The 20,601-nt window shown below is 69.0% G+C and carries 18 protein-coding genes; 7 read left to right on the top strand and 11 right to left on the bottom strand.

Translation table 11 applies throughout. The features are described from left to right. Positions 1-11 precede the first annotated feature (11 nt). The gene (locus DA085_RS10705) at positions 12-2,090 is read left to right on the top strand and encodes a DNA gyrase/topoisomerase IV subunit B (RefSeq protein ID WP_109472963.1); all 2,079 of its coding nucleotides are present in this window, start codon (positions 12-14) and stop codon (positions 2,088-2,090) included. A 168-nt stretch (positions 2,091-2,258) separates the two neighbouring features. Here DA085_RS10705 and DA085_RS10700 read toward each other — a convergent pair whose 3' ends face one another. Then, complete coding sequence (locus DA085_RS10700; protein WP_237565448.1) at positions 2,259-3,404, bottom strand: MFS transporter; 1,146 nt, start codon at positions 3,402-3,404, stop codon at positions 2,259-2,261. A 151-nt stretch (positions 3,405-3,555) separates the two neighbouring features. Here DA085_RS10700 and DA085_RS10695 point away from each other — a divergent pair, with 151 nt between their 5' ends. Beyond that, on the top strand, positions 3,556-4,083 hold the full coding sequence (locus DA085_RS10695; protein ID WP_109472961.1) for a dihydrofolate reductase family protein: 528 nt from the start codon (positions 3,556-3,558) through the stop codon (positions 4,081-4,083). A 110-nt stretch (positions 4,084-4,193) separates the two neighbouring features. Here the strand turns inward: DA085_RS10695 and DA085_RS10690 are convergent, their stop codons facing one another. After that, complete coding sequence (locus tag DA085_RS10690; protein ID WP_154402171.1) at positions 4,194-5,063, bottom strand: DUF4352 domain-containing protein; 870 nt, start codon at positions 5,061-5,063, stop codon at positions 4,194-4,196. A 168-nt stretch (positions 5,064-5,231) separates the two neighbouring features. Between DA085_RS10690 and DA085_RS10685 the strand changes: the two genes are divergently transcribed. The 3 genes from DA085_RS10685 to gdhA all read left to right on the top strand — a co-directional run bounded on the left by DA085_RS10685 (position 5,232) and on the right by gdhA (position 8,838). Continuing rightward, positions 5,232-6,548 carry a sensor histidine kinase gene (locus DA085_RS10685; RefSeq protein ID WP_109472959.1) on the top strand — a complete coding sequence of 439 codons (1,317 nt, stop codon included), beginning with the start codon at positions 5,232-5,234 and terminating at the stop codon, positions 6,546-6,548. Then, positions 6,545-7,321: a response regulator gene (locus DA085_RS10680; protein ID WP_237565447.1), complete on the top strand. Its 777-nt coding sequence runs from the start codon at positions 6,545-6,547 to the stop codon at positions 7,319-7,321. Before DA085_RS10685 ends, DA085_RS10680 begins: the two co-directional genes overlap by 4 nt. 173 nt (positions 7,322-7,494) lie before the next feature. After that, positions 7,495-8,838, top strand: coding sequence for an NADP-specific glutamate dehydrogenase (gene gdhA / locus DA085_RS10675; RefSeq protein WP_109472958.1), 1,344 nt, complete (start codon positions 7,495-7,497; stop codon positions 8,836-8,838). A 43-nt stretch (positions 8,839-8,881) separates the two neighbouring features. On the opposite strand, the gene DA085_RS10670 is transcribed toward gdhA, so the two are convergent. Continuing rightward, positions 8,882-9,499, bottom strand: coding sequence for a DedA family protein (locus DA085_RS10670; RefSeq protein ID WP_154402170.1), 618 nt, complete (start codon positions 9,497-9,499; stop codon positions 8,882-8,884). Between the two features lie 215 nt (positions 9,500-9,714). Between DA085_RS10670 and DA085_RS10665 the strand changes: the two genes are divergently transcribed. Then, complete coding sequence (locus tag DA085_RS10665) at positions 9,715-11,172, top strand: APC family permease (protein WP_109472956.1); 1,458 nt, start codon at positions 9,715-9,717, stop codon at positions 11,170-11,172. Here the strand turns inward: DA085_RS10665 and DA085_RS10660 are convergent. Both DA085_RS10660 and DA085_RS21605 read right to left on the bottom strand, forming a co-directional pair. Continuing rightward, a complete protein-coding gene (locus DA085_RS10660) occupies positions 11,163-12,056 on the bottom strand; it encodes an alpha/beta fold hydrolase (protein ID WP_109472955.1) in 894 nt (297 codons plus the stop codon). The genes DA085_RS10665 and DA085_RS10660 overlap by 10 nt on opposite strands. 227 nt (positions 12,057-12,283) lie before the next feature. Next, on the bottom strand, positions 12,284-13,093 hold the full coding sequence (locus DA085_RS21605) for a hypothetical protein (protein WP_237565445.1): 810 nt from the start codon (positions 13,091-13,093) through the stop codon (positions 12,284-12,286). A gap of 93 nt (positions 13,094-13,186) precedes the next feature. On the opposite strand from DA085_RS21605, the gene DA085_RS21600 reads away from it, so the two are divergent. Then, a complete protein-coding gene (locus DA085_RS21600) occupies positions 13,187-14,554 on the top strand; it encodes a DEAD/DEAH box helicase (protein ID WP_237565444.1) in 1,368 nt (455 codons plus the stop codon). Positions 14,555-14,637: 83 nt separating this feature from the next. Here DA085_RS21600 and DA085_RS10650 read toward each other — a convergent pair whose 3' ends face one another. From DA085_RS10650 to DA085_RS10625, 6 genes are all read right to left on the bottom strand, one after another. Further along, positions 14,638-15,126, bottom strand: coding sequence for a hypothetical protein (locus DA085_RS10650; protein WP_109472953.1), 489 nt, complete (start codon positions 15,124-15,126; stop codon positions 14,638-14,640). Between the two features lie 404 nt (positions 15,127-15,530). Further along, entirely contained in the window at positions 15,531-16,166 is a 636-nt protein-coding gene (locus tag DA085_RS10645; protein WP_109472952.1) for a DUF6318 family protein, read from the bottom strand. 118 nt (positions 16,167-16,284) lie between these two features. Beyond that, positions 16,285-17,043 carry a GTP pyrophosphokinase gene (locus DA085_RS10640; RefSeq protein ID WP_474100142.1) on the bottom strand — a complete coding sequence of 253 codons (759 nt, stop codon included), beginning with the start codon at positions 17,041-17,043 and terminating at the stop codon, positions 16,285-16,287. A gap of 152 nt (positions 17,044-17,195) precedes the next feature. Continuing rightward, positions 17,196-18,359: an ABC transporter permease gene (locus DA085_RS10635; protein ID WP_109472951.1), complete on the bottom strand. Its 1,164-nt coding sequence runs from the start codon at positions 18,357-18,359 to the stop codon at positions 17,196-17,198. Further along, on the bottom strand, positions 18,356-19,519 hold the full coding sequence (locus DA085_RS10630; protein ID WP_109472950.1) for an ABC transporter permease: 1,164 nt from the start codon (positions 19,517-19,519) through the stop codon (positions 18,356-18,358). Before DA085_RS10630 ends, DA085_RS10635 begins: the two co-directional genes overlap by 4 nt. A gap of 1 nt (position 19,520) precedes the next feature. Continuing rightward, positions 19,521-20,498: an ABC transporter ATP-binding protein gene (locus tag DA085_RS10625; RefSeq protein WP_237565443.1), complete on the bottom strand. Its 978-nt coding sequence runs from the start codon at positions 20,496-20,498 to the stop codon at positions 19,521-19,523. Positions 20,499-20,601: the final 103 nt, after the last annotated feature.

Below are 20,601 nucleotides of genomic sequence, written 5' to 3'. Positions count from 1 at the left end.
GAGCACCACCCGTGGCGCAGGACTACTCGGCCAGACACCTGCAGGTCCTCGAGGGCCTGGAGGCCGTCCGCAAGCGCCCGGGGATGTACGTCGGCTCGACCGACGCACGGGGTCTGATGCACTGCCTGTGGGAGATCATCGACAACTCCGTGGACGAGGCGCTCGGCGGTTTCGGCGACCGGATCGAGGTCATCCTGATGGCCGACGGGTCCGTCGAGGTGCGGGACAACGGCCGTGGCATCCCCATCGACGTCGAGCCCCGGACCGGGCTGACAGGTGTCGAGGTGGTCTTCACCAAGCTGCACGCGGGCGGCAAGTTCGGCGGCGGCTCCTACACCGCCTCGGGCGGGCTGCACGGCGTCGGCGCCTCCGTGGTCAACGCCCTCTCGGCCCGGCTGGACGTCGAGGTCGACCGGGGCGGCAAGACCCACCTGATGAGCTTCCGGCGCGGTGAGCCGGGCGTCTTCACCGACAAGGGCGAGCCGAGTCCGGACGCGCCGTTCGAGGCGTTCGAGCGGACCTCCGAGCTGCGCACCAAGGGACGCCTCAAGCGGGGCGTGAGCGGTTCGCGCATCCGCTACTGGGCCGACCCGCAGATCTTCCTGAAGTCCGCTCAGTTCTCCTACGAGGACCTGGTCGCCCGCGCCCGGCAGACCGCCTTCCTCGTGCCTGGCCTGACGATGGTGATCCGCGACGAGCGTGGTGAGGAGCCCTCCGAGGAGGCGTTCACCTACGACGGCGGGATCACCGAGTTCGCGGAGTTCATGGCGGCCGACCCGGCGCTCACGGACACCTGGCGGCTGCAGGGCAGTGGCACGTTCACCGAGACCGTGCCGGTGCTGGACTCCAAGGGGCACATGAGCCCCAAGGACGTCGAGCGCGAGTGCCAGGTCGACATCGCCGTGCGCTGGGGGACGGGCTACGACACGATCACCCGGAGCTTCGTCAACATCATCGCGACGCCCAAGGGCGGCACCCACGTCAGCGGCTTCGAGCAGGCCGTGCTCAAGGTGTTCAAGAAGCAGCTGGAGACCAACTCGCGCCGACTCAAGGTGGGCAACGACAAGGTCGAGAAGGACGACATCCTGGCTGGTCTCACCGCGGTCGTCACCGTGCGGCTCGCGGAGCCCCAGTTCGAGGGACAGACCAAGGAGGTGCTGGGCACCAGCGCGGTCCGCTCGATCGTGGGGCGGGTCGTGGAGAAGGAGCTCACCGCGATCCTCACCTCGACCAAGCGGGACCAGAAGGCCCAGTCCAGCCAGCTGCTGGAGAAGGTCGTCGCGGAGATGAAGACACGTATCTCCGCCCGGGTGCACAAGGAGACCCAGCGCCGCAAGAACGCCCTGGAGTCCTCCTCGTTGCCGGCCAAGCTGGCCGACTGCCGCTCGACGGACCAGGACAAGACCGAGCTGTTCATCGTCGAGGGGGACAGCGCGCTGGGCACCGCCAAGCTGGCACGCACCTCGGACTACCAGGCCCTGCTCCCGATCCGGGGCAAGATCCTCAACGTCCAGAAGGCCTCGATCTCGGACATGCTCAACAACGCCGAGTGCGGGGCGATCATCCAGGTGATCGGGGCCGGCTCCGGCCGGACCTTCGACCTCGACCTGGCGCGCTACGGCAAGGTCATCATCATGACCGACGCCGACGTCGACGGCGCCCACATCCGCACCCTGCTGCTCACCCTGTTCTTCCGCTACATGCGCCCGCTCGTCGAGGCCGGCCGGGTCTTCGCCGCGATGCCACCGCTGCACCGCATCGAGGTCAGCGCCAACGGCCGACGACCGGGCGAGATGATCTACACCTACTCCGAGCAGGAGATGCGCACGAAGGTGGCGGCGCTCACCAAGGCGGGCCGCAGCATCAAGCAGCCCATGCAGCGCTACAAGGGCCTCGGGGAGATGGACGCCGACCAGCTGGCCGAGACCACGATGGACCCCCGCCACCGGACGCTGCGACGGGTCACCCTGGACGACGCGGCCGTCGCCGAGCAGATCTTTGACCTCCTGATGGGCTCGGACGTCGCACCCCGCAAGGACTTCATCATCGCCTCCGCCGACGAGCTGGACCGGGAGCGGATCGACGCCTGAGGCGTCCCTCGTGAGGGCGGCCGGTGGCCGATCAGGGGCCGGGCGACGGCGTCGCGATAGCGACGGCGTCCCGGAGCGACCAGACCCGCGGATCGTGGTCACCCTCGAGCGCATTCCCGGCGGCGCCAGGTCTGCGGACGAGGGGCGGGCGCCGGTAGGCAGAGAGTCCTAGGGACGACTGCGCGCGAGCGCCAGGGGGAGCGTCGCCAGACACGTGCCGGCCACGACGAGCATCGCCGTGCTGAACGAGCTGCCGGCAGCCACCAGCCCCACGACGACTGAGCCGAGCCCGGTGCCCGCGTCGAAGCCGACGTTCCACACCGCACTCGCCTGGCTGAAGTGGCGACGGGTCACCGAGGCGAAGGTGATGAGCATCGTGAGGTTCTGCAACCCGCCGTAGCAGACACCCACGGCGGCCATCCCGACGAGCAGGGCAACCGCGACGGTGGCGCCCCGGTCACGGACGGACCACGCGATCACGACCATCGCCACGGCGCTCAGGACCACGAGCGGCCAGACGAACCGTTGCGGCCCCGAGCGGTCGGCCAGGGCACCGACCCGCCAGCGGGACAGCGCCGCCGTCACGGAGAACAGCAGCAGTGCCACCACGGTGAGCGTGGAGCTGCTGCTCATCTGGGCGGTGAACGTGATCAGGGCTCCTCCCGCCAGGGTGACGGCAAGCAGCAGGAGCATGGGGCGGATCAACTGCCGGTATGGCGCTCGGTCGCCGGTGTCCTCGGGTGCGGGTCGGGCGTGCAGGACCCTGGCGAGGGCGAGTGCGGCCGGGGCACCGAGGAGGGGCAGTGCCCCGAGCCCGAAGACCACTCCGTAGCCGATGGTGTCGGCGAGCCAGGGCGCCGCCGGCAGGAGCACCACCTGGGTGGAGGCGATCGCCAGGCCGTAGGCCCCCACGGCCCGGCCCCGCTGGGTGGATGGCACCAGGTCGGCGATCACTGCGCTGCCGGTCACGGTCAGGACACCGAAGCCCATCCCGCGCACCGCCGAGAGGACAAGCACAACCCAGAGGTCGTCACTGATCAGGTGCAGCAGCGAGGGCAGGCCGAGCAGCACCATCCCGGCCGCCATGACGGGACCCCAGCCGAGCCGGCGCAGCCCGGTCGGGACCAGCAGCTGGGTCAGCACGGTGAGCGCCATGAAGACGCCGTTGACCAGGCCGGATCCTGCCTCGTCCGCCCCGCCGTGGACGGCCCAGAGGGGTGCGGCGGGCAGCAGGGCGGCATATCCGCAGAAGCCCAGGAAGCTCATGCTCAACAACGGGCGCATCCCGGGCGCCCGCCAGACAGTGGTGCTCACACTGCGGACCCTACGTGCCGGCCGGGCCTGCGCCCGCGCCCACCTACCGGCCGATGGCGTCCACATCATCACCCGTCCGGACGTGGCAGGGAGAGGGCGATGAGTTCGGCCCGCGGCAGGAGTCAGCCAACAGTGAGACCAAGGAGACACCATGGCCGCGCTGCTCTACTCCGCCACCATGTCGCTCGACGGCTTCATCGCCGGACCCGGTGGTGACATGTCGTGGCTCAACAGACACCCCGGCGAGTGGGGCGCCACGGCTGCGTCCCTGCACACCCGGATCGGTTGCCTCCTGGTCGGTGGGCGCACCTTCCGTGGTGACGACCCCAACGCGGGCACCGACTCCGAGGGCGCCTTCGGTGGGCAGTACACCGGCATGACCGTCGTGCTCACCAGCACCCCGCCGCCCGATCCGATTCCGGGCGTCGAGTTCGAGGACGACCTCCTGCGAGCGGTCGAGCGATCTCGGGAGCTGGCCGGTGGGCGCTATGTGAACGTCCTGGGAGCCGCAACCGCCCAGGCCTGTCTGCGTGCCGGGTTGTTGGACGAGATCCTCTTGTTCGTGGCCCCGGTCCTGCTCGGTGGCGGGACCAGGGCCTTCGCGGACACCGGTGATCCGGAGGTGCGGCTCGAGAAGATCTCGGACACCGAGGAGCTGTGGTTCCGCGTGGTGCGCTGACCGTCGGGGCCGGGGCGCCGACCGGGGCTGACCCGGCTGTCGGCACACCAGCCGGCTCCAGCGGTCGGTGACCGCTGGAGCCGGGCACCAGCTGCGGGCCAGCGTCGTGACTACTGCAGCGAGACCGTGACGCCACCGGAGAACATCGAGTCGTGCAGCTCCAGTGAGGTCGGGACAGCATCGGCCGGGATGTCATAGAGCAGGACCCCGCTCATCGAGTTGCCCGGGTTGATCTCGTCGAGCCAGAGCCCCTCGTCCAGCCATATGCTCGCGCTCGAGGTGTTGTGCTGGCGGCCCTGCTCGTCGATGAGCACCTGGTTGCTGTCGAAAAGCGTGGTGCCCTTGTCGCCGATGTTGGTCACGGTGATGTCGATCAGGACGAACTGTCCCTGGGGCGACTCCTCGGTGAAGCCCTCACCGATGGTGGTCAGGCCGGTCTCCACACCGGTGACGACGAACTCGAAGCTGCCGTCTCGGACGGCGTCCTCCAGACCCGGAGCCTCGGCGGCCTCTTCTTCGGCGGCCTCTTCTTCGGCGGCCTTCTCTTCGGCGGCCTTCTCTTCGGCGGCCTTCTCTTCGGCGGCCTTCTCTTCGGCGGCCTTCTCTTCGGCGGCCTCCTTCTCCGCCGCGTCGGGTGCGTCGTTCCCTGCCGGTGCCTGCTCCACGACGGTCGCGGGCTCGTCGGCTGCGGTGGGACTGTCGTTCCCGCCGCCGCTGGCGAGGTTGACCACCGTGATCAGCGCGACGAGGGCCAGCAGCCCCGTCATGATCTTGTGCCGGCGGAACCAGGACTTCTTCGCCTCGGGCTGGGGAGGGACGGGGGGAGCGGGCGGATGGCCGGGCCCCCAGTTCTGCTGGCCGGGCGGGTACGGCTGGCCCTGGCCATAGGGCTGGTCTGGGTGCGGGTCCTGCCATTCGCGGCCGTACTGCGGCTGTCCGTGGGGCTGGCCGGGCGGGGGTGGCGGGGGAGTGTTGGTCACGGTGACTCCTAGGTTCTCGGATTGGTGTGACCAGCACACCGCGCACGAGCACCAGCCCACATCGCCCGAACGGGCAGCGTCGACTAGCCGATCGGCTACCGGTCCCTGGGGTGGCTGTGCCCGATCGGTGGTGCCGCTCTGTCGGTGGTCCCTCCTACTGTCGTCGGCATGTCCACGATGTCGCCGAGTGCCGGGCCCCTCTCGCCCGCACTGCGGGTGTCCGAGAGCGGTTCGCCCCGCCTGCGCCTGATGGGGCGCGGTGCCCGGTTCGCTCTCATGGTCATGGCCTGCCTGTCCGGTTCGCTGCTCGCGCTGGGCGCGGCCCTGGCCAGGTTCGCCGAGTCCTCCACGACGGGAGAGTTGAGCAACATACAGAACACCGCGATCCTGCTGGCCCTGCTCGGGGCCTTTGTCGCCGTCGGCGCGCTGTGGCACCGGCATACCGCGCCGTATGCCGCCACACTGGTGGCCGCCGCACTGCCCCTGGTCCTGCCGCTGGACGCCACCGCGGCCCTGTTTGCCCTGGCGGCACTGGTGCGGTCCCGCGCCGGCCGCTGGGTCTGGGCGTGTGTCGGCCTGGTCGGAGCGTCGACGGCAACAGCCCTGTTCCGTGACGCCTCCGGCGCGACCACCGAGTCCTCGATGCTCAAGTCGATGACGTCCTCACACGCCCCGGGGCAGGCTGTCGAGGTGGACCTGGCTGTCTGGGTCCCGTTGATCGTGGCCCTGTCCCTGCTCGGCAGCTCGGTTGCCGCGGGGCTCTTCATGCGCAACAGACAGGCGCTGGTCGTCACCCTCGGACGCGCACAGGCTGCCCAACACAGCCGCGACCTGCTGAGTGACCGTCTCGGGCGGCAGGCCGAGCGTGACCTCATCGCGCGGGAGGTCCACGACGTGATCGGGCACCGCCTCTCGCTGCTGTCCCTGCACGCCGGCGGTCTACAGGTGGCTGCCGTGGCTGATCCGAGGCTGTCGCACAGCGCCGCCCTGATCCGGGAGAGCGCCCAGCAGGCCATGGATGACCTGCGCTCGCTGCTACGGGTTCTGCGCGAGCCCGAGGCGACCGCCTTCAACCGGACGGCGATGCCGTCGCTCACCGACCTGCCGACGGTCATCGACGAGACAGTCGACGGCGGCATGCCGGTCATCTCGACCGTCTACCTCTCCCAGGCCGAGGACGCCGATCCGGCCCTGGCTCGCGCGGTCTACCGGATCGTCCAGGAGCTGCTGACCAATGCCCGCCGGCACGCCCCCGGAGCACCCGTGCGGCTCCTGGTCCAGGGCGGTCCCACCGACGGGATTCGGATCGAGACGGCCAACCGCCTGACGACGCAGGCGCCCGGACCGGCGGGCAACGGGTTGACCGGGATCTCCGAGCGCGTTGCCCTGTGGAACGGCACGATGCGCCACGGGCTCGACGACAGTCAGACCTTCCGGGTTGCCGTGCACCTTCCCTGGGCCACCGCGACGGAGGCCGTTCGGTGAGCCGCGAGACGCAGGTGGTGAGCGGCGAGACCCAGGTGGTGAGCGGCGAGACCCAGGTGGTGAGTGGTGAGTCGCCGCCGGTGCGCGGTCAGAGTCAGCCGGTGCGCGTGCTGCTCGTGGACGACGATCCTCTGGTCTGCTCTGGTCTGGAGCTCATGCTGTCCTCCGCTGTGGACATCTCCGTCGTGGGCAGTGTCGGCGACGGAGACCAGGTCGTCGGCGCCGTGCAGCGGCACCACCCCGACGTCGTGCTCATGGACGTCCGCATGGCCCGCGTCGACGGCATCACGGCGACCCGCGAGCTGGTCGGACAGCCCAACCCTCCGAGGGTGATCGTGCTGACGACCTTTGCCGAGGACTCGGCGGTGATGAGAGCGGTGGAGGCGGGCGCACACGGATTCCTGCTGAAGACCGCCGGACCCTCCGACATCATCGACGCGGTCAGGAGGGTCGCCGCGGGGGAGGGCGTCCTCTCACCGGCCAGTGTCCCCGAGCTCTTCCAGCACGTCGCCAGGCATCCGGTGGTCACCGGGCGACAGGAGACCGCCGGCCGTCTTGCGAAGCTCACCGAGAGGGAGCGCCAGATCGTGATCCGTGTCGCCCAGGGCCTGTCCAACGCCGACGTGGCACGCGCGCTCTACGTCAGTGAGGCCACGGTCAAGAGCCACCTCGGCGCGGTCCTCACCCGCCTCGGTTGCACGAGTCGGGTCGAGGTCGCGGTGCTCGCTGAGCGCGCAGGTTGGCTGCAGGAGAGCGCCACCGGGGTCCGCTGAGGCGTCAACATCGGGGGAGGCCGGTACCAGTCACACCCTGGTGCCCGGGCCGCGGCCGAGGGCGAGAACCGGGCTCGGGCCGAAGGTGAGAACCGCCACAACGGTGCATGAGTATGCGTAACTCCGTATATTCTGGCCCCTCCGCCCACCCTTAGTGAACGGGAGTTGTCCGCATGCACCACCTGGATCCGGCCCTGCAACCACTCTACGAGCAGGTCCTTCAGCGCAACCCCGGCGAGACCGAGTTCCACCAGGCGGTGCTCGAGGTGCTGGACAGTCTCGGCACTGTGGTGCGCAAGCACCCCGGCTACGCCGACGCCAGGGTGATCGCGCGGGTGTGCGAGCCGGAGCGGCAGATCATCTTCCGGGTGCCGTGGGTCGACGACCAGGGGCGGATCGAGATCAACCGCGGGTTCCGGGTCGAGTTCAACTCCGCCCTCGGCCCCTACAAGGGCGGCCTGCGGTTCCACCCGTCGGTGCTGCTGGGCACGGTGAAGTTCCTCGGCTTCGAGCAGATCTTCAAGAACGCACTGACCGGACTCCCGATCGGCGGCGGCAAGGGCGGCTCTGACTTCGACCCCAAGGGGCGCTCGGAGATGGAGGTCATGCGCTTCTGCCAGTCGTTCATGACGGAGCTCTACCGCCACATCGGGGAGTACACCGACGTCCCGGCAGGCGATATCGGGGTCGGCGGCCGGGAGATCGGCTACCTGTTCGGTCAGTACAAGCGGATCACCAACCGCTACGAGTCGGCGGTCCTGACCGGCAAGGGTCTGGGCTGGGGCGGGTCCCAGGTCCGACGCGAGGCGACGGGCTACGGGCTCGTCTACTTCGTCGAGGAGATGCTCCACAGCAAGGGCGGGTCGTTCGACGGTCAACGGGTCGTCGTCTCCGGCTCAGGGAATGTGGCGATCTACGCGATCGAGAAGGTGCACCAGCTCGGTGGCACGGTCGTGGCCTGCTCGGACTCCAGCGGCTATGTGGTCGACGAGCGGGGCATCGACCTCGAGCTGCTCAAGGACGTCAAGGAGGTCCGGCGGGCCCGGATCTCCGAGTATGCCCAGGAGCGGGGCGCCCAGTACGTTGCCGGCGGCTCCATCTGGGACGTGCCGTGCAAGGTCGCGCTCCCGTGCGCCACGCAGAACGAGCTGGACGACGACGGTGCGCTCGCCCTGGTCAAGAACGGTTGTGTCGCTGTCGGTGAGGGTGCCAACATGCCCGCCACGCCCGAGGCTGTCCGGATCCTCCGCGAGGCCGGTGTCCTGTTCGCGCCGGGCAAGGCCGCCAACGCCGGCGGCGTCGCGACGAGCGCGCTGGAGATGCAGCAGAACGCCTCCCGTGACTCGTGGACGTTCGAGCACACCGAGGAGCGCCTCGCCGAGATCATGCGTGGCATCCACGAGCGCTGCGCGGCGACCGCCGAGGAGTACGACGTCCCGGGCAACTACGTCCTCGGCGCGAACGCCTCGGCCTTCGTGCAGGTTGCGGACGCGATGATCGCCCAGGGCGTGATCTGACCGAGGGCACGCCCAGAGCTGGTGGGCCGGCTCGGTGCGGGGTCTACGCCACGCGTGCGAGGCGCAGCCGCCGCCACCGCAGCCCCAGGTCGGCGCAGGTCCCGAGCGCCAGGGAGAGCAGGATGCCCACGAGGGCTCCGAGCAGCGGGTTGCCGTCCACCAGCGCCCCGGCGAGCAGACCGAGCCCCAGCATGTAGACCGACCAGACCGCTCCACCGAGCACGCTGATCGGCAGGAACCGCCGGTGCGGGAAGCCACTGGCACCCGCGGTCAGGTACACCGCGACCCGCCCGACCGGCACGAACCGGCCGGTCAGGATGACGGTGGCCGGCCGACGGTCGAGGTGCTGCCGCGCGCCCGCCAGGGCTGCCGTCATACGAGGGCCGCGCCACCACCGGAACCGCGTGGGGCCCAGGGTCCGGCCGATCACGAAGGCCAGGTTGTCCCCGGCCACGGCGGCGAGGGCGGCCACCGTGCCGAGCGCGAACAGGTCGGGCCGGGCGGTCGGGGCCAGGGCCGCCAGACCCATCACCAATGCCTCGCTCGGCACGGCGGGGAAGACGCCGTCCAGCACGATGAGCAGGAAGGTCACGGGCAGCAGCCACCAGGAGTCCGTGGCAGCCACGAGCGCGGTGTTGACCATCTCGAAGAAGTCGGACATCGCTGGCCCCTTGCTCGTGCCGTGGAGGTACGCCGTGCGTGGCACCCCTCCTGGTAGCGGGGCCAACCGAAGACTACGGCCAACGGATCGTCTGGTCACCCACCCGTCTGCATTCGGCAAAGAATGCCGGCGGTGCTTGCCATCGAACGTGGCCTGCGTCACTCTGACCGAATAGCCCAATGTCCGGTTGGGACGGTTGTCTGTGAGGAGACGACATGAGTGACGTGACGCTGGACAAGGCCGGCGGCGAGGAGGAGACCGAGCTCAAGCGGGTGCTCGGGCCCAAGCTGCTGCTGCTCTTCATCGTGGGGGACATCCTCGGCACAGGCATCTACGCCCTGACCGGGAAGGTCGCCGGCGAGGTCGGTGGTGCCGTCTGGCTGCCGTTCATCGTGGCCTTCGCGATCGCCATCATCACCGCGTTCAGCTACCTGGAGCTGGTCACCAAGTACCCGCGCGCCGGTGGGGCCGCCTCCTTCGTCCACCGCGCGTTCGAGGTGCACTTCCTCACGTTCCTGGTCACCTTCACGGTGATGGCCAGCGGCATCACCTCCGCCTCGACGGCTTCCCGGGCGTTCGCCGAGAACATGTTCAAGGGCTTCAGCTGGTTCGTCGAGACCGACCCAGAGGGTCAGGCGGTGGTCAACGGCGCGGCGATCACCGTGGGGGCGGTCTGCTTCATCCTGCTGGTGATGGCGATCAACTTCCGTGGCGTCGCCGAGTCGGTCAAGGCCAACGTGGTCCTGACGCTGATCGAGCTGTCCGGTCTGCTCCTGGTGATCTTCGTCGGGTTGTGGGCCGTCGCAGGGTTCTCCGGGGCCGAGGTCGACTTCTCCCGCATCACGGTGTTCGAGAGCCCGAGCGGCAAGAACGCGTTCATGGCCGTGACGGCGGCGACCGGGCTGGCGTTCTTCGCCATGGTCGGCTTCGAGGACTCGGTCAACATGGCGGAGGAGACGAAGGAGCCGAGCCGGATCTTCCCCAAGGTGATGCTCACCGGCCTGGTGCTCACCGGGCTGATCTACGTGCTCGTCTCGGTGACGGCCGTGGCGCTGGTGCCCGTCGGGGAGCTCTCCCAGGGCGGCACACCCCTGCTGACGGTGGTGGAGCGCGGGGCCCCGAACCTGCCGATCGACACGATCTACCCGTTCATCGCGATGTTCGCCGTGGCGAACTCTGCCCTGATCAACATGATGATGGCCTCGCGCCTGCTCTACGGCATGGCCCACCAGGGAGTGCTGCCCAGGCCGCTCGGCCTGGTGCACCCGGGCCGCCGCACCCCGTGGGCCGCGATCGTCTTCACCACCGCTCTGGCGATCACGCTGATCCTGCTGGTCACCTCGGTGTCGAACCTCGGTGACGTCACGGCCCTGCTGCTGCTCGGGGTCTTCTGTGTCGTCAATGTCGCGTGCCTGGTCGTCCGCAAGGACACGGTCGACCACGAGCACTTCACCGCGCCCACCGTGCTTCCGGTGGTCGGTGCCCTCGCGTGCGCCTACATGGTCGGCCCCTGGACCGGCCGGGACGGTTCCGTCTATGCCATCGCCGGTTGGCTGCTGGTCATCGGTGTCGCCCTGTGGGCCCTCACCTGGTTCCTGAACCGCGCCCTGTACGCCAGGCCGACCAGGATCAAGGAGCCCGAGGACCTGACCAAGGACGGTCCTCAGGTCTGAGGGCCACCCGCACGCGCGAGGACCGCGGTCGCGACCGCGTCCGGCTCGCGCTCGGGCAACCAGTGCCCGGCGTCGAGCTCGACGAAGCGGTAGTCCGCCTCGACATGGCGTGCCGTCCGCTCCACCGCGTCCCGGCCCAGGTAGGGGTCGCGACGGCCCCACACCAGGGTGGTGGGCACCCGCACGGGCTCCGCACTGAGCACACCGGGCTCGTCGAGCTCGTGCCACGGGTCGCGCCAGCCCCCGGGCCGCAGTGCCGCGCGATACCAGTTCAACGGGCCCCGCAAGGCAGCAGGGGAACCCAGCCGAGCGGCATACCGCTGCTGGTGGTCGTCCGGCACGCCCTGCCGGAGCAGGGCGCCGTCACCGAGCTGGCGGGCCAGGATCCGCTCGGGTGCCACCGGTGCCAGGAAGGCGAGCAGGTACCAGCTGCGCCGCCACTGGTCCCCGTGCCGTGTCGCCCAGGCCAGCGCCCTGGGCAGCGGGGTCGAGAGCACGGTCAGGCTTGCCACCCGCTCCGGGCGGTGCTGGGCGAGGGACCACGCGACCGCGCCGCCCCAGTCGTGCCCGACGACGTGGGCCTGCTCGAGCCCCGCGGCGTCCAGGAGGGCGAGCACGTCGCCGACCAGGTGCTTCATCCGGTATGCCGACACTCGCCCCGGGCGGGCACCGGGGGAGTAGCCGCGCTGGTGTGGCGCGAGGGTCCGCAGACCGTGCGCGTGCAGCCGGCTCGCCACCTGGTCCCAGGCCGTCGCGTCCTGCGGGAAGCCGTGCAGGAGCACGACCGCGCTGCCCGCTGGCGGGCCGGCGTCGAGGACGTCGAAGGTCAGGCCTTCGTGGGTGAAACGCTCCACGCAGGTCACGTTAGCGGGCGACGGGACCATGGGCTCGGTGGTGGCGCCTGCCCCACAGACCACTCGGCCTGGCGCTGTCCGACCGGGGTGACGAGCGCCATACTCTGCGAGTTCGCGTGCGGAGGTGGTTGTCCGCTAAACTAGACATCTGCCCGCGTGGTGCGTTGTCGCACCGTCCAGACGGGCTCGCCGGAGGACAAACCGTTCCTCGCGGCCCATCGGGTGCCATGGAGCACCTGGAGGTAGGTCGGTCACGCTCACGAGGAGCGATGAGGCGTCCAACCTCGTCGAGATCCAGAATTGAGCGATACGCCATGGCCAAGGCCATCGGGCGCGCTTCCGCGCCTGCCCACAAGAAGAAGCCCCGCCACACCGCTGCCCAGAAGAAGGTCGCTCGGAAGGCTCGTGAGCTGTCCCCGCGCTCCTCGCGCAGGGACGACCGTGAGTCGTATGCCGAGCGTCCGGTCCGCGAGGAGCGGCCCCGTCGCGACGACCGTCAGGGTGACGGCAAGCGTTACGGCGACCGTCCCCAGGGGCGTGACTGGAAGGACCGGGACGACCGCGGCCCCCGCCGTCCGTCCGACCGTGATGACCGTGGTCCCCGTCGTTTTGACCGGGACGACCGGCCGCAGCGTGGCTACAGCCGTGACGACCGTGGTCCCCGTCGCTTTGACCGGGACGACCGTCCGCAGCGCCCCTTCGACCGCACTGACGACCGGGGTCCGCGTCGCTCGTTCGACCGTGATGACCGTCCGCAGCGTTCGTTCAACCGCGATGACCGGCCGCAGCGTGGCTACAGCCGTGATGACCGTGGTCCCCGTCGTTTCGACCGGGACGACCGTCCGCAGCGTTCCTTCGACCGCACTGACGACCGTGGTCCCCGCCGTTTTGAGCGGGATGACCGTCCGCAGCGCTCGTTCAGTCGTGATGACCGGCCGCAGCGCTCCTTCAGCCGTGACGACCGTGGTCCCCGTCGCTTTGACAGGGACGACCGTCCGCAGCGTTCCTTTGAGCGCGATGACCGCGGCCCTCGTCGTCACTGGGACCGTGAGGACCGTCCGGCGCACCGTGACTCCTCGGACGAGGCGCGTCAGCACCACACCTGGGAGCGCCGGGAGCGCCGCGACAACCGGCACTTCTCCGAGGACCGGCCGCGCCCGGTGCAAGAGCGTGTCGAGCAGGCGCCGAGGCAGGCCAAGCCCGTGCACGAGGGACCGAACGAGTTCGGCACCCTCGGCCTGAACGACCAGCTGGTCGATCGGCTGACCGAGCTCGGACTGGTCAAGCCCTTCCCGATCCAGTCCGCGACCATCCCGGACGCCCTGGCGGGTCGTGACCTGCTCGGTCGTGGCCAGACGGGCTCGGGCAAGACCCTGGCCTTCGGCCTGCCGACGATTCACCGGCTCGCCGAGGGGGAGCGCGCCAGGCCGCACAAGCCCCACGCGCTGATCCTGACGCCCACCCGTGAGCTGGCGATGCAGATCGTGGACGCGCTGCGTCCGCTGCTGTCCACCATGCGTCTGCGCCACCAGCTGGTGGCGGGCGGCATGTCCTACACCCCGCAGCTGCGCAGTCTCGAGCAGGGCGTCGACCTGCTCGTCGCGACGCCCGGACGGCTGGCTGACCTGCTCGAGCGTGGTGCCGCAGACCTCTCCGAGGTCAAGATCACGGTGCTCGACGAGGCCGACCACATGGCCGAGATGGGCTTCGTCGAGGCGATCTCCGAGATCCTCGACCTCACGCCTGCGGACGGTCAGCGGCTGCTCTTCTCGGCGACGCTCGACCACGGTGTCGACCAGGTCGCCAAGAAGTACCTGACCGACCCGGTGACCCACCAGACGGACAGCGCGACCGCGAGCGTCTCGACCATGGAGCACCACGTGTTCCTCATCGACCCGCAGCACAAGAAGCCGATCACCGCGACGATCGCCAACCGCACCGGCCGGACCGTCGTCTTCGTGCGCACCAAGCTCGGTGCCGACCGGGTGGCTCTGCAGCTGCGGGAGTGCGGCGTGTTCGCGGCCGCCCTGCACGGTGGGCTCAACCAGGCCCAGCGCACGCGCGTCCTGGAGGCCTTCAAGTCCGGCGAGTTGCCGGTCCTGGTGGCCACCGACGTCGCGGCGCGAGGTATTCACGTCGATGACGTGTCACTGGTGCTGCAGGCCGACCCGCCCGCGGACCACAAGGACTACCTGCACCGGGCAGGACGCACGGCCCGCGCCGGGGAGAACGGTCGTGTCGTGACCCTGGCACTCCCGCACCAGAAGAAGACGGTGCAGCGGATGCTCGACAGCGCGGGCGTCGACGCCACGCCGACCCGGGTGACGCCGCAGGACGCCGAGGTGCTGGAGACCGCCGGCGGCCGGGAGCCGTCGTTCGACGCGATCCCGCAGTCGCAGCTGGACAACCTGCTGCGCCCGAAGCGGCCGGCAGGGCGTGGCAACTACCGCGGTCGCCCGCAGCGGCGCAACGGTGGCTTCAACCGTGAGCGTTCGTCCCGCGTGGGCGGCTACCGCGGCGATCGCTGACTGATCCCAGCCTGAGCGGCAGACTGTCGCGTCACGATGAACCGGTCTCACGAGCACGTGCTCGTGGGGCCGGTTTCTTCGTCTCAGTCGTAGAGGCGGTTCGTGGAGGTCAGGACCTCAAGGGGGTTCACCGGCCCGTCAACGGTCACGGTGCCAGGAATCGTGGCCCAGGCGCTCCCGTCGACGCTGACCTCACCGCCGTAGACCACGGTGACGTGGGGCTCGACCGTGGTTGCGTGGGAGTACTCGTGCGTGACGTCGCCGTCCGGGTGGGGCCCACCGAGAGACTCGGTGGGACCGAACGACTCCCCGTCGCCGAAGTGATAGGTCGCCGACTCAAGAGTGGGCCGGATGCGGACCTCGTGCCCGATGATCTCTGTCGTATCGACCTCGTCCGGCTCGTAGCCGTCCTGCGGCCACACGAGCTCATAGAACACGGGCAGGTTGACCAGGGTGCGGCCATCGGGCGGCTCGATCGATACGGTCGGCAGCGCGAAGTCGGTCTGGTGGAACTGCTCGAGGATCATCTCCTCGGTCAGTCCCTCGGACCGCTCTCCCGAGCGGGCGGGCACATCCGAGCGGTAACAGGTTGGGCCGACCAGCGTGAAGGTGCCGACCTCGCCGTCACTATCGACAATGCGTCGGTAGATATTCGAGTACGGACCTGAGCTGTCGGGCCGATGCAGTTCACAGTAGGTTGCCGCCCATTCGCAGTGCACCAGATCAGGGTTGAGTGGGTCATTTCCCGCGCACATAATAACGGCTGAATATTCAAACCAGCGTTCTGGGTTCTCTGGGCCGTTCCCAGGAGGATAGACCCCAACGAGGTCTCTAGTTGCTTTTCTGCTCAGGCCAACGTATGAACCTCCACCGCCAACCTCACAAACCACCAAGCGACAAGGTGGCTCTTCCGGTGGCGGTTCCGACGGTTCGGGTGAAGTCAGTAGGAGCAGTGTCGAGAGAGCGACAACTGCAATCATTGCTTGCCCATATCGATGGTTATTTCTCGAATTATCCAGTGGTCTTGTTGCCACTCAAGATCGAACACCATTGTTGCGTCGATTTTATCGATTTCGTCTGTAATCTCCTGTTCTGGGCCCAGAACAGGTTGTGGCACTTGGGTAATCGGCACTCGCACCAAGGCTTCGCTATCGGCGGGCTGGTGGAGGGACACGCTGGTCCCTACATCAAGACCATCCTTTTCCATGGTCTCTCCATGCTCAACCATATAAGCAACCGAATCTTCATGGTTTGCGCAAGATTTGCAAGTCTCGGATGCGAAGGGTTCAAGGAGTCCAACTTCAGGGTAGCGGCCTGTGTAGTTGATCATCTCGATGTAGTGCAGCGCGAAGGCTTCGGCCCCGGCCTCGGAGTCCTCCTTCGCCTCCTCTGGCAGCTCCGGCGGCCCCTCCGCTTCCGTCTCGGGAGGCGCGGACGTGTCCTCGACGTCATCGGGCGGCCCGCCGGTGCTCGGCTCCGCGTCAGCCGTTGTCGGCTCGGTGTCTGTCGTGAGCGCGTCCTGGCTGGCGGGCGGATCTGCGGGAGCGGCACTTCCCTGGCACCCGGCCAACAGTCCGGTCAGAGCCGCGAGCGCGAGCAGTGTCTTCTTCACGGATTCCCTCCGGGTCGAGGTGCCCGCAGGTCCCCCACGAGCCGGTCACGCAAGACAGTCTCGCCCGCGGCATCGCTACAGAGCGTTGTCCACAGGTAAAGATTCCGTAAGAACCGCCTCAGACGAACCGGTTGTTCACCCGTGCCCGGCGCAGTTCCTGGAGCTGCCGCACGACCTCGTCGGTAGGTCCCGGCCGGTCGCTGTCGACGAAGTCACCATGGGTCTGCACGTGCAGCCGCTCCATGCGGTCGTCCAGATCGGCCGCGGTGCGGGCCGCGTCCTGCAGCTGCGCCAGCAGATCCTCGGGCACGGCCTCGCGGTACTTGTAGTAGATCTTGTGCTCGAGGCTGGCCCAGAAGTCCATTGCGACGGTCCGCAGCTGCAGCTCGACGGTGACCGGCACGATCCGGTCCGACAGGTGCACGGGGATCCGGACGAGCCCGTGGAGGCTGCGATAGCCGTTGGGCTTCGGGTGCTCGATGTAGTCCTTGACCGCGAGGACCTCGATGTCCGGCTGCGAGGAGAGCATGTCGTAGACCTGGTAGACGTCCCGGACGAAGCTGCAGGTCACCCGGACCCCCGCGATGTCGGTGATGTTGTCGCGGATGGCCTCGAAGGACGGGTCCAGACCGCGGCGCCGGACCTTCTCCAGGATCGACTCGGGAGTCTTCAGCCGGGTCAGCACGTGCTCGATCGGGTTGTAGTCGTGCAGGTGGGTGAACTCCTCCTGCAGGATCGAGATCTTGGTCTCGATCTCGTCCATGCCGAACTTGTACTCCATCATGAAGCGGGTGAAGTCGGCACGGACCCGGGCAAGGTCCCCGGACGTGGCGAGCTGGGTCAGCTGGTGACTGGCGGGCGTCGTCGCGGGGTCCACGTCCCTGAGGGTATGCCGTATGGCTGAGCGGACCCTGTGCGTCACCTGGGTCCGTCACCGTTGCTGGAGGTCGACACCTACCCGTCGACCATCGGGGCGAACCCGTTCCCGAACCGGGGCGTGCCGTCGATGGTCGGGATCTCCACGGTGGCCTACAGCGAGCGCGCCAGGCTTCGCCGTAGCAGCCAGGTGCCCAGGAGCAGCACCCCGAGACCCATGGCGACGAGCACGCCCAGCTGCGGGAGGATGTCGGTGATCCCGCCCCCGTGGCGCTGGATCTCGGCGAAGGCGTCGTAACCCCAGGCGTGCGGGGTGACGTGCGCGACCTGCCGCATCGTGTCGGAGAAGATCTCCAGCGGCGCCATCCCGCCACCGATGGCGGCCAGCACCAGGCCCAGGCCCACACCCGCGCCCACGGCGGCGCCCTCGTTGTCCAGCACCGAGCCCAGCACCATGGCGGCACCGGCTGCGACCAGGGCGAACACGGCCAGCACCAGCAGGGACAGCCCCACGTTGCCCCAGTCCACATCGAACAGCAGCCAGGTCGCGAGCATGATGTAGCCACCCTGGAAGAACGCGATCACCCAGCGCCCGAAGGACTGCCCGACGATGGCCTGCAGCGTGCTGACCGGTGCGGCCAGGGTCCTGCCCATCACGCCCTGCCGTCGGGCGTTGATGAGCGTCGAGGACCCGGCCAGCGACGTCAGGAAGGTGAACAGCAGCAGCTGTGAGGACGCCCCCAGGTCGAACTGCCCGAGCCCCTGGAACTCCTGGGACAACCGGTCGACGCTCACCACCTCGAGGGTCGGTTCACTGACCTGGCCGGCGGCAGTGTCGAGCGCCTCGGAGGCCTCCGTCGTCGGGACCCCGGCCTCCTCGAGCGCCCGGAGCTGCAGCTGCTGGAGGTCCAGGTTGCTGACGGCGACTCGCACGTGCTGCTGCGCCGCGGAGCTCGTGGAGGAGCTGCTGGCGATCATCTCCAGCTCGGCGGAACCGCCGTCGGAGTATGCCGTGACGGCCTCCTCGTCGATGATCAGACCGACGTCCGTGCGCCCCCGGGCAACCTGCTCGAGCATGTCGTCGTGACTCGCGAGCTGCACGGTCACGTCGTTGTCCTCCAGCTGCTCGGAGACCGCGGTGCGCAGGTCGCTGGCAGGTCCGGTGATCGTGACGGTGCCTGAGGAGGCGGAGCCACCGAACTGGGAGCCCAGCACGAAGACGAGGACCAGCGGGAAGATGAAGGTGAAGAAGACGTTGCCCTTGTCCTTGACGAAGCGACGCAGCTCCACGCCGGCGATCGCGAGTGCGGCCCTCATGCCATCGCCCCCCGGTCGGGCACGACCCGGGCGATCAGCAGCGCCACCGCCGCGAAGCCGAGCATGATCAGCACCGGCGTCACGATGTCGCCCAGGCCACCGCCACCGCTGGTGATGCCGAGACCACGGATCATCGCGGCCACCGGGTTCAGGTCGAGGATGGTGCCGAGCAGTCCGCCCCCGCTCATCGGGAAGAACGCCCCGCCCGCGATGCCGAGCACCATCGCCAGGATCGTCTGGATGATGCTGGCCTGCTCGGAGGTCTTGGCGAGCTTGATCACGATGAACGTCAGCGAGGTGGTCGCGATCACCGCACAGACGATCAGGGCGGCGACGGGCACCGGTGAGCCGAAGTCCACGCCGAAGAGCAGGCCTCCCGCCGTGAGCAGGATGCTGGTGGCCACCACGCCCAGGACGAAGCTGCTCAGCACCTTGGACAGGACCACCAGCACCGGGTTCATCGGCATGGAGCGCAGCCGGGACAGCGTGCCGAGCTCCCGCTCGGCCAGCAGCCCCAGGACACCGAAGCTGACCGTGAACATGAGGAACAGTCCCGCCTGACCGGCGACCAGGGCCCCCTTGGGGTCCAACTGCTCGTCCGAGGTCTCTCCGGAGACCAGGGTGATGGCGGAGTCTCCGGTGGCGACCTGCTGGGCGAGCCCGCCCAGCTGGGCCGGCGGCAGCCCGAGCGCCGCACCTGCCGCGGTGGCGACGGCGCTGGCGCCGGCCCGGTCCAGGAAGCCCTGGACCACAGCGAGCACGACGCTCGACTCCAGCCCCGCACCATCACCCCGGATCGCGGTGACCTCGACCGGTTCGCCGGCCATCAGCGCCGCCGAGAAGCCGTCGGGGATCACGAGGGCCAGCCTGGCGTCACCGGACTCGGCGCGGGCCTGCACGTCCTTCGCGCCGGTCTCGGTGACCTCAACGTCCAGGCCGATCTCCGGGAGTGACTGAACCAGGGCGGCCGCGAGCTGATCACCCTCGGGCGCCGAGACCGCGACGGTCGCCGTCTCCAGCTCCATGTCCATGGCGTCTCCCATGACCAGATTCATGGCTCCCATCAGAGCCATCGGCACGATGACCGCGAAGATGATGACGGATTTGTCCCTGAGCCGCTGGACGAGGTCGGTCCGCAGCAGCGTGATGAGCTGGCCCATGTCAGTCCCGCAGTGCCTTGCCGGTGAGGTGCAGGAAGACCGACTCAAGGTTGGGACGGCTGATCTGCACATCGCTGAGCTGGAGCCCCGAGGCCGTGGCCGTCGTGACGATCTGGGCCACCGCGGTCGGCGCGTCGTGGACGGTCAGCTGCAGGCGTCCGCGGTCCGCGTCGACCCGCGCGACCGGGGGCAGGGCGCGGAGCGCCTCGGCGGCCGCCTCGGTGTCGCCGGCCGCGGTGAGCTGGATGTTGTCGACCCCTCCGATGAGACGGATCAGCTCATCACGGGTGCCCTCCGCCTGGAGCGTGCCGGAGTCGATGATACCGATCCGGTCACAGAGCCGCTCGGCCTCCTCCATGTAGTGCGTGGTGTAGAGCACGGCCATGCCCTCACCGGACAGGTTCTCCACCGACTCCAGGATCGCGTTGCGCGACTGCGGGTCCACGCCCACGGTGGGCTCGTCGAGGATGAGCAGGGTCGGCTGGTGCAGGAGCCCGATGCCGATATTCAGCCGGCGCTTCATGCCACCGGAGAACTCCTTGGTCGGGCCCTTCGCCCGGTCCGTGAGCCCGGTCAGCTCGAGCACCTCGGCGACCCGGGCCCTCAGGCCACCCCCGCTCAGCCCCTGCAGCCTGCCGAAGAAGGTGAGGTTCTCCCGGGCGCTCAGGTCCGGATAGATGGCCAGGTCCTGGGGGACCAGCCCGAGGTGCCGCTTGGGCGCGACCTTCGTGGGCCCCATCGGCTGCCCGACGACGGTGACCGAGCCCTCGTCGGCCTCGAGCAGCCCAGCGATCATCGAGATCGTGGTCGTCTTGCCGGCGCCGTTCGGGCCGAGCAGACCGTAGGTCTCCCCGGGCGCGATCCGGAACGACACGTCGGCGACCGCGGTCAGGTCCCCGAAGCGGCGCACCAGCCCGTCGACGACCAGGACATCCTGCCCGGTGCTGGTGTGTTTCTGCTGTTCTGCCGTCTGCGTCACGACCCGCCCTCTGCCTCAGTGTGGTCCCTACGGACACCAGCCTAAGGACGCGATCGGCGCCCGACAGGGACATCCGTCACCTGTCCACCACCCGATGTGTCAC

This window comes from Ornithinimicrobium cavernae, from assembly GCF_003121625.1.
GTDB lineage: Bacteria > Actinomycetota > Actinomycetes > Actinomycetales > Dermatophilaceae > Ornithinicoccus > Ornithinicoccus cavernae.
This window is presented reverse-complemented; position numbering and strand designations above follow the sequence as displayed.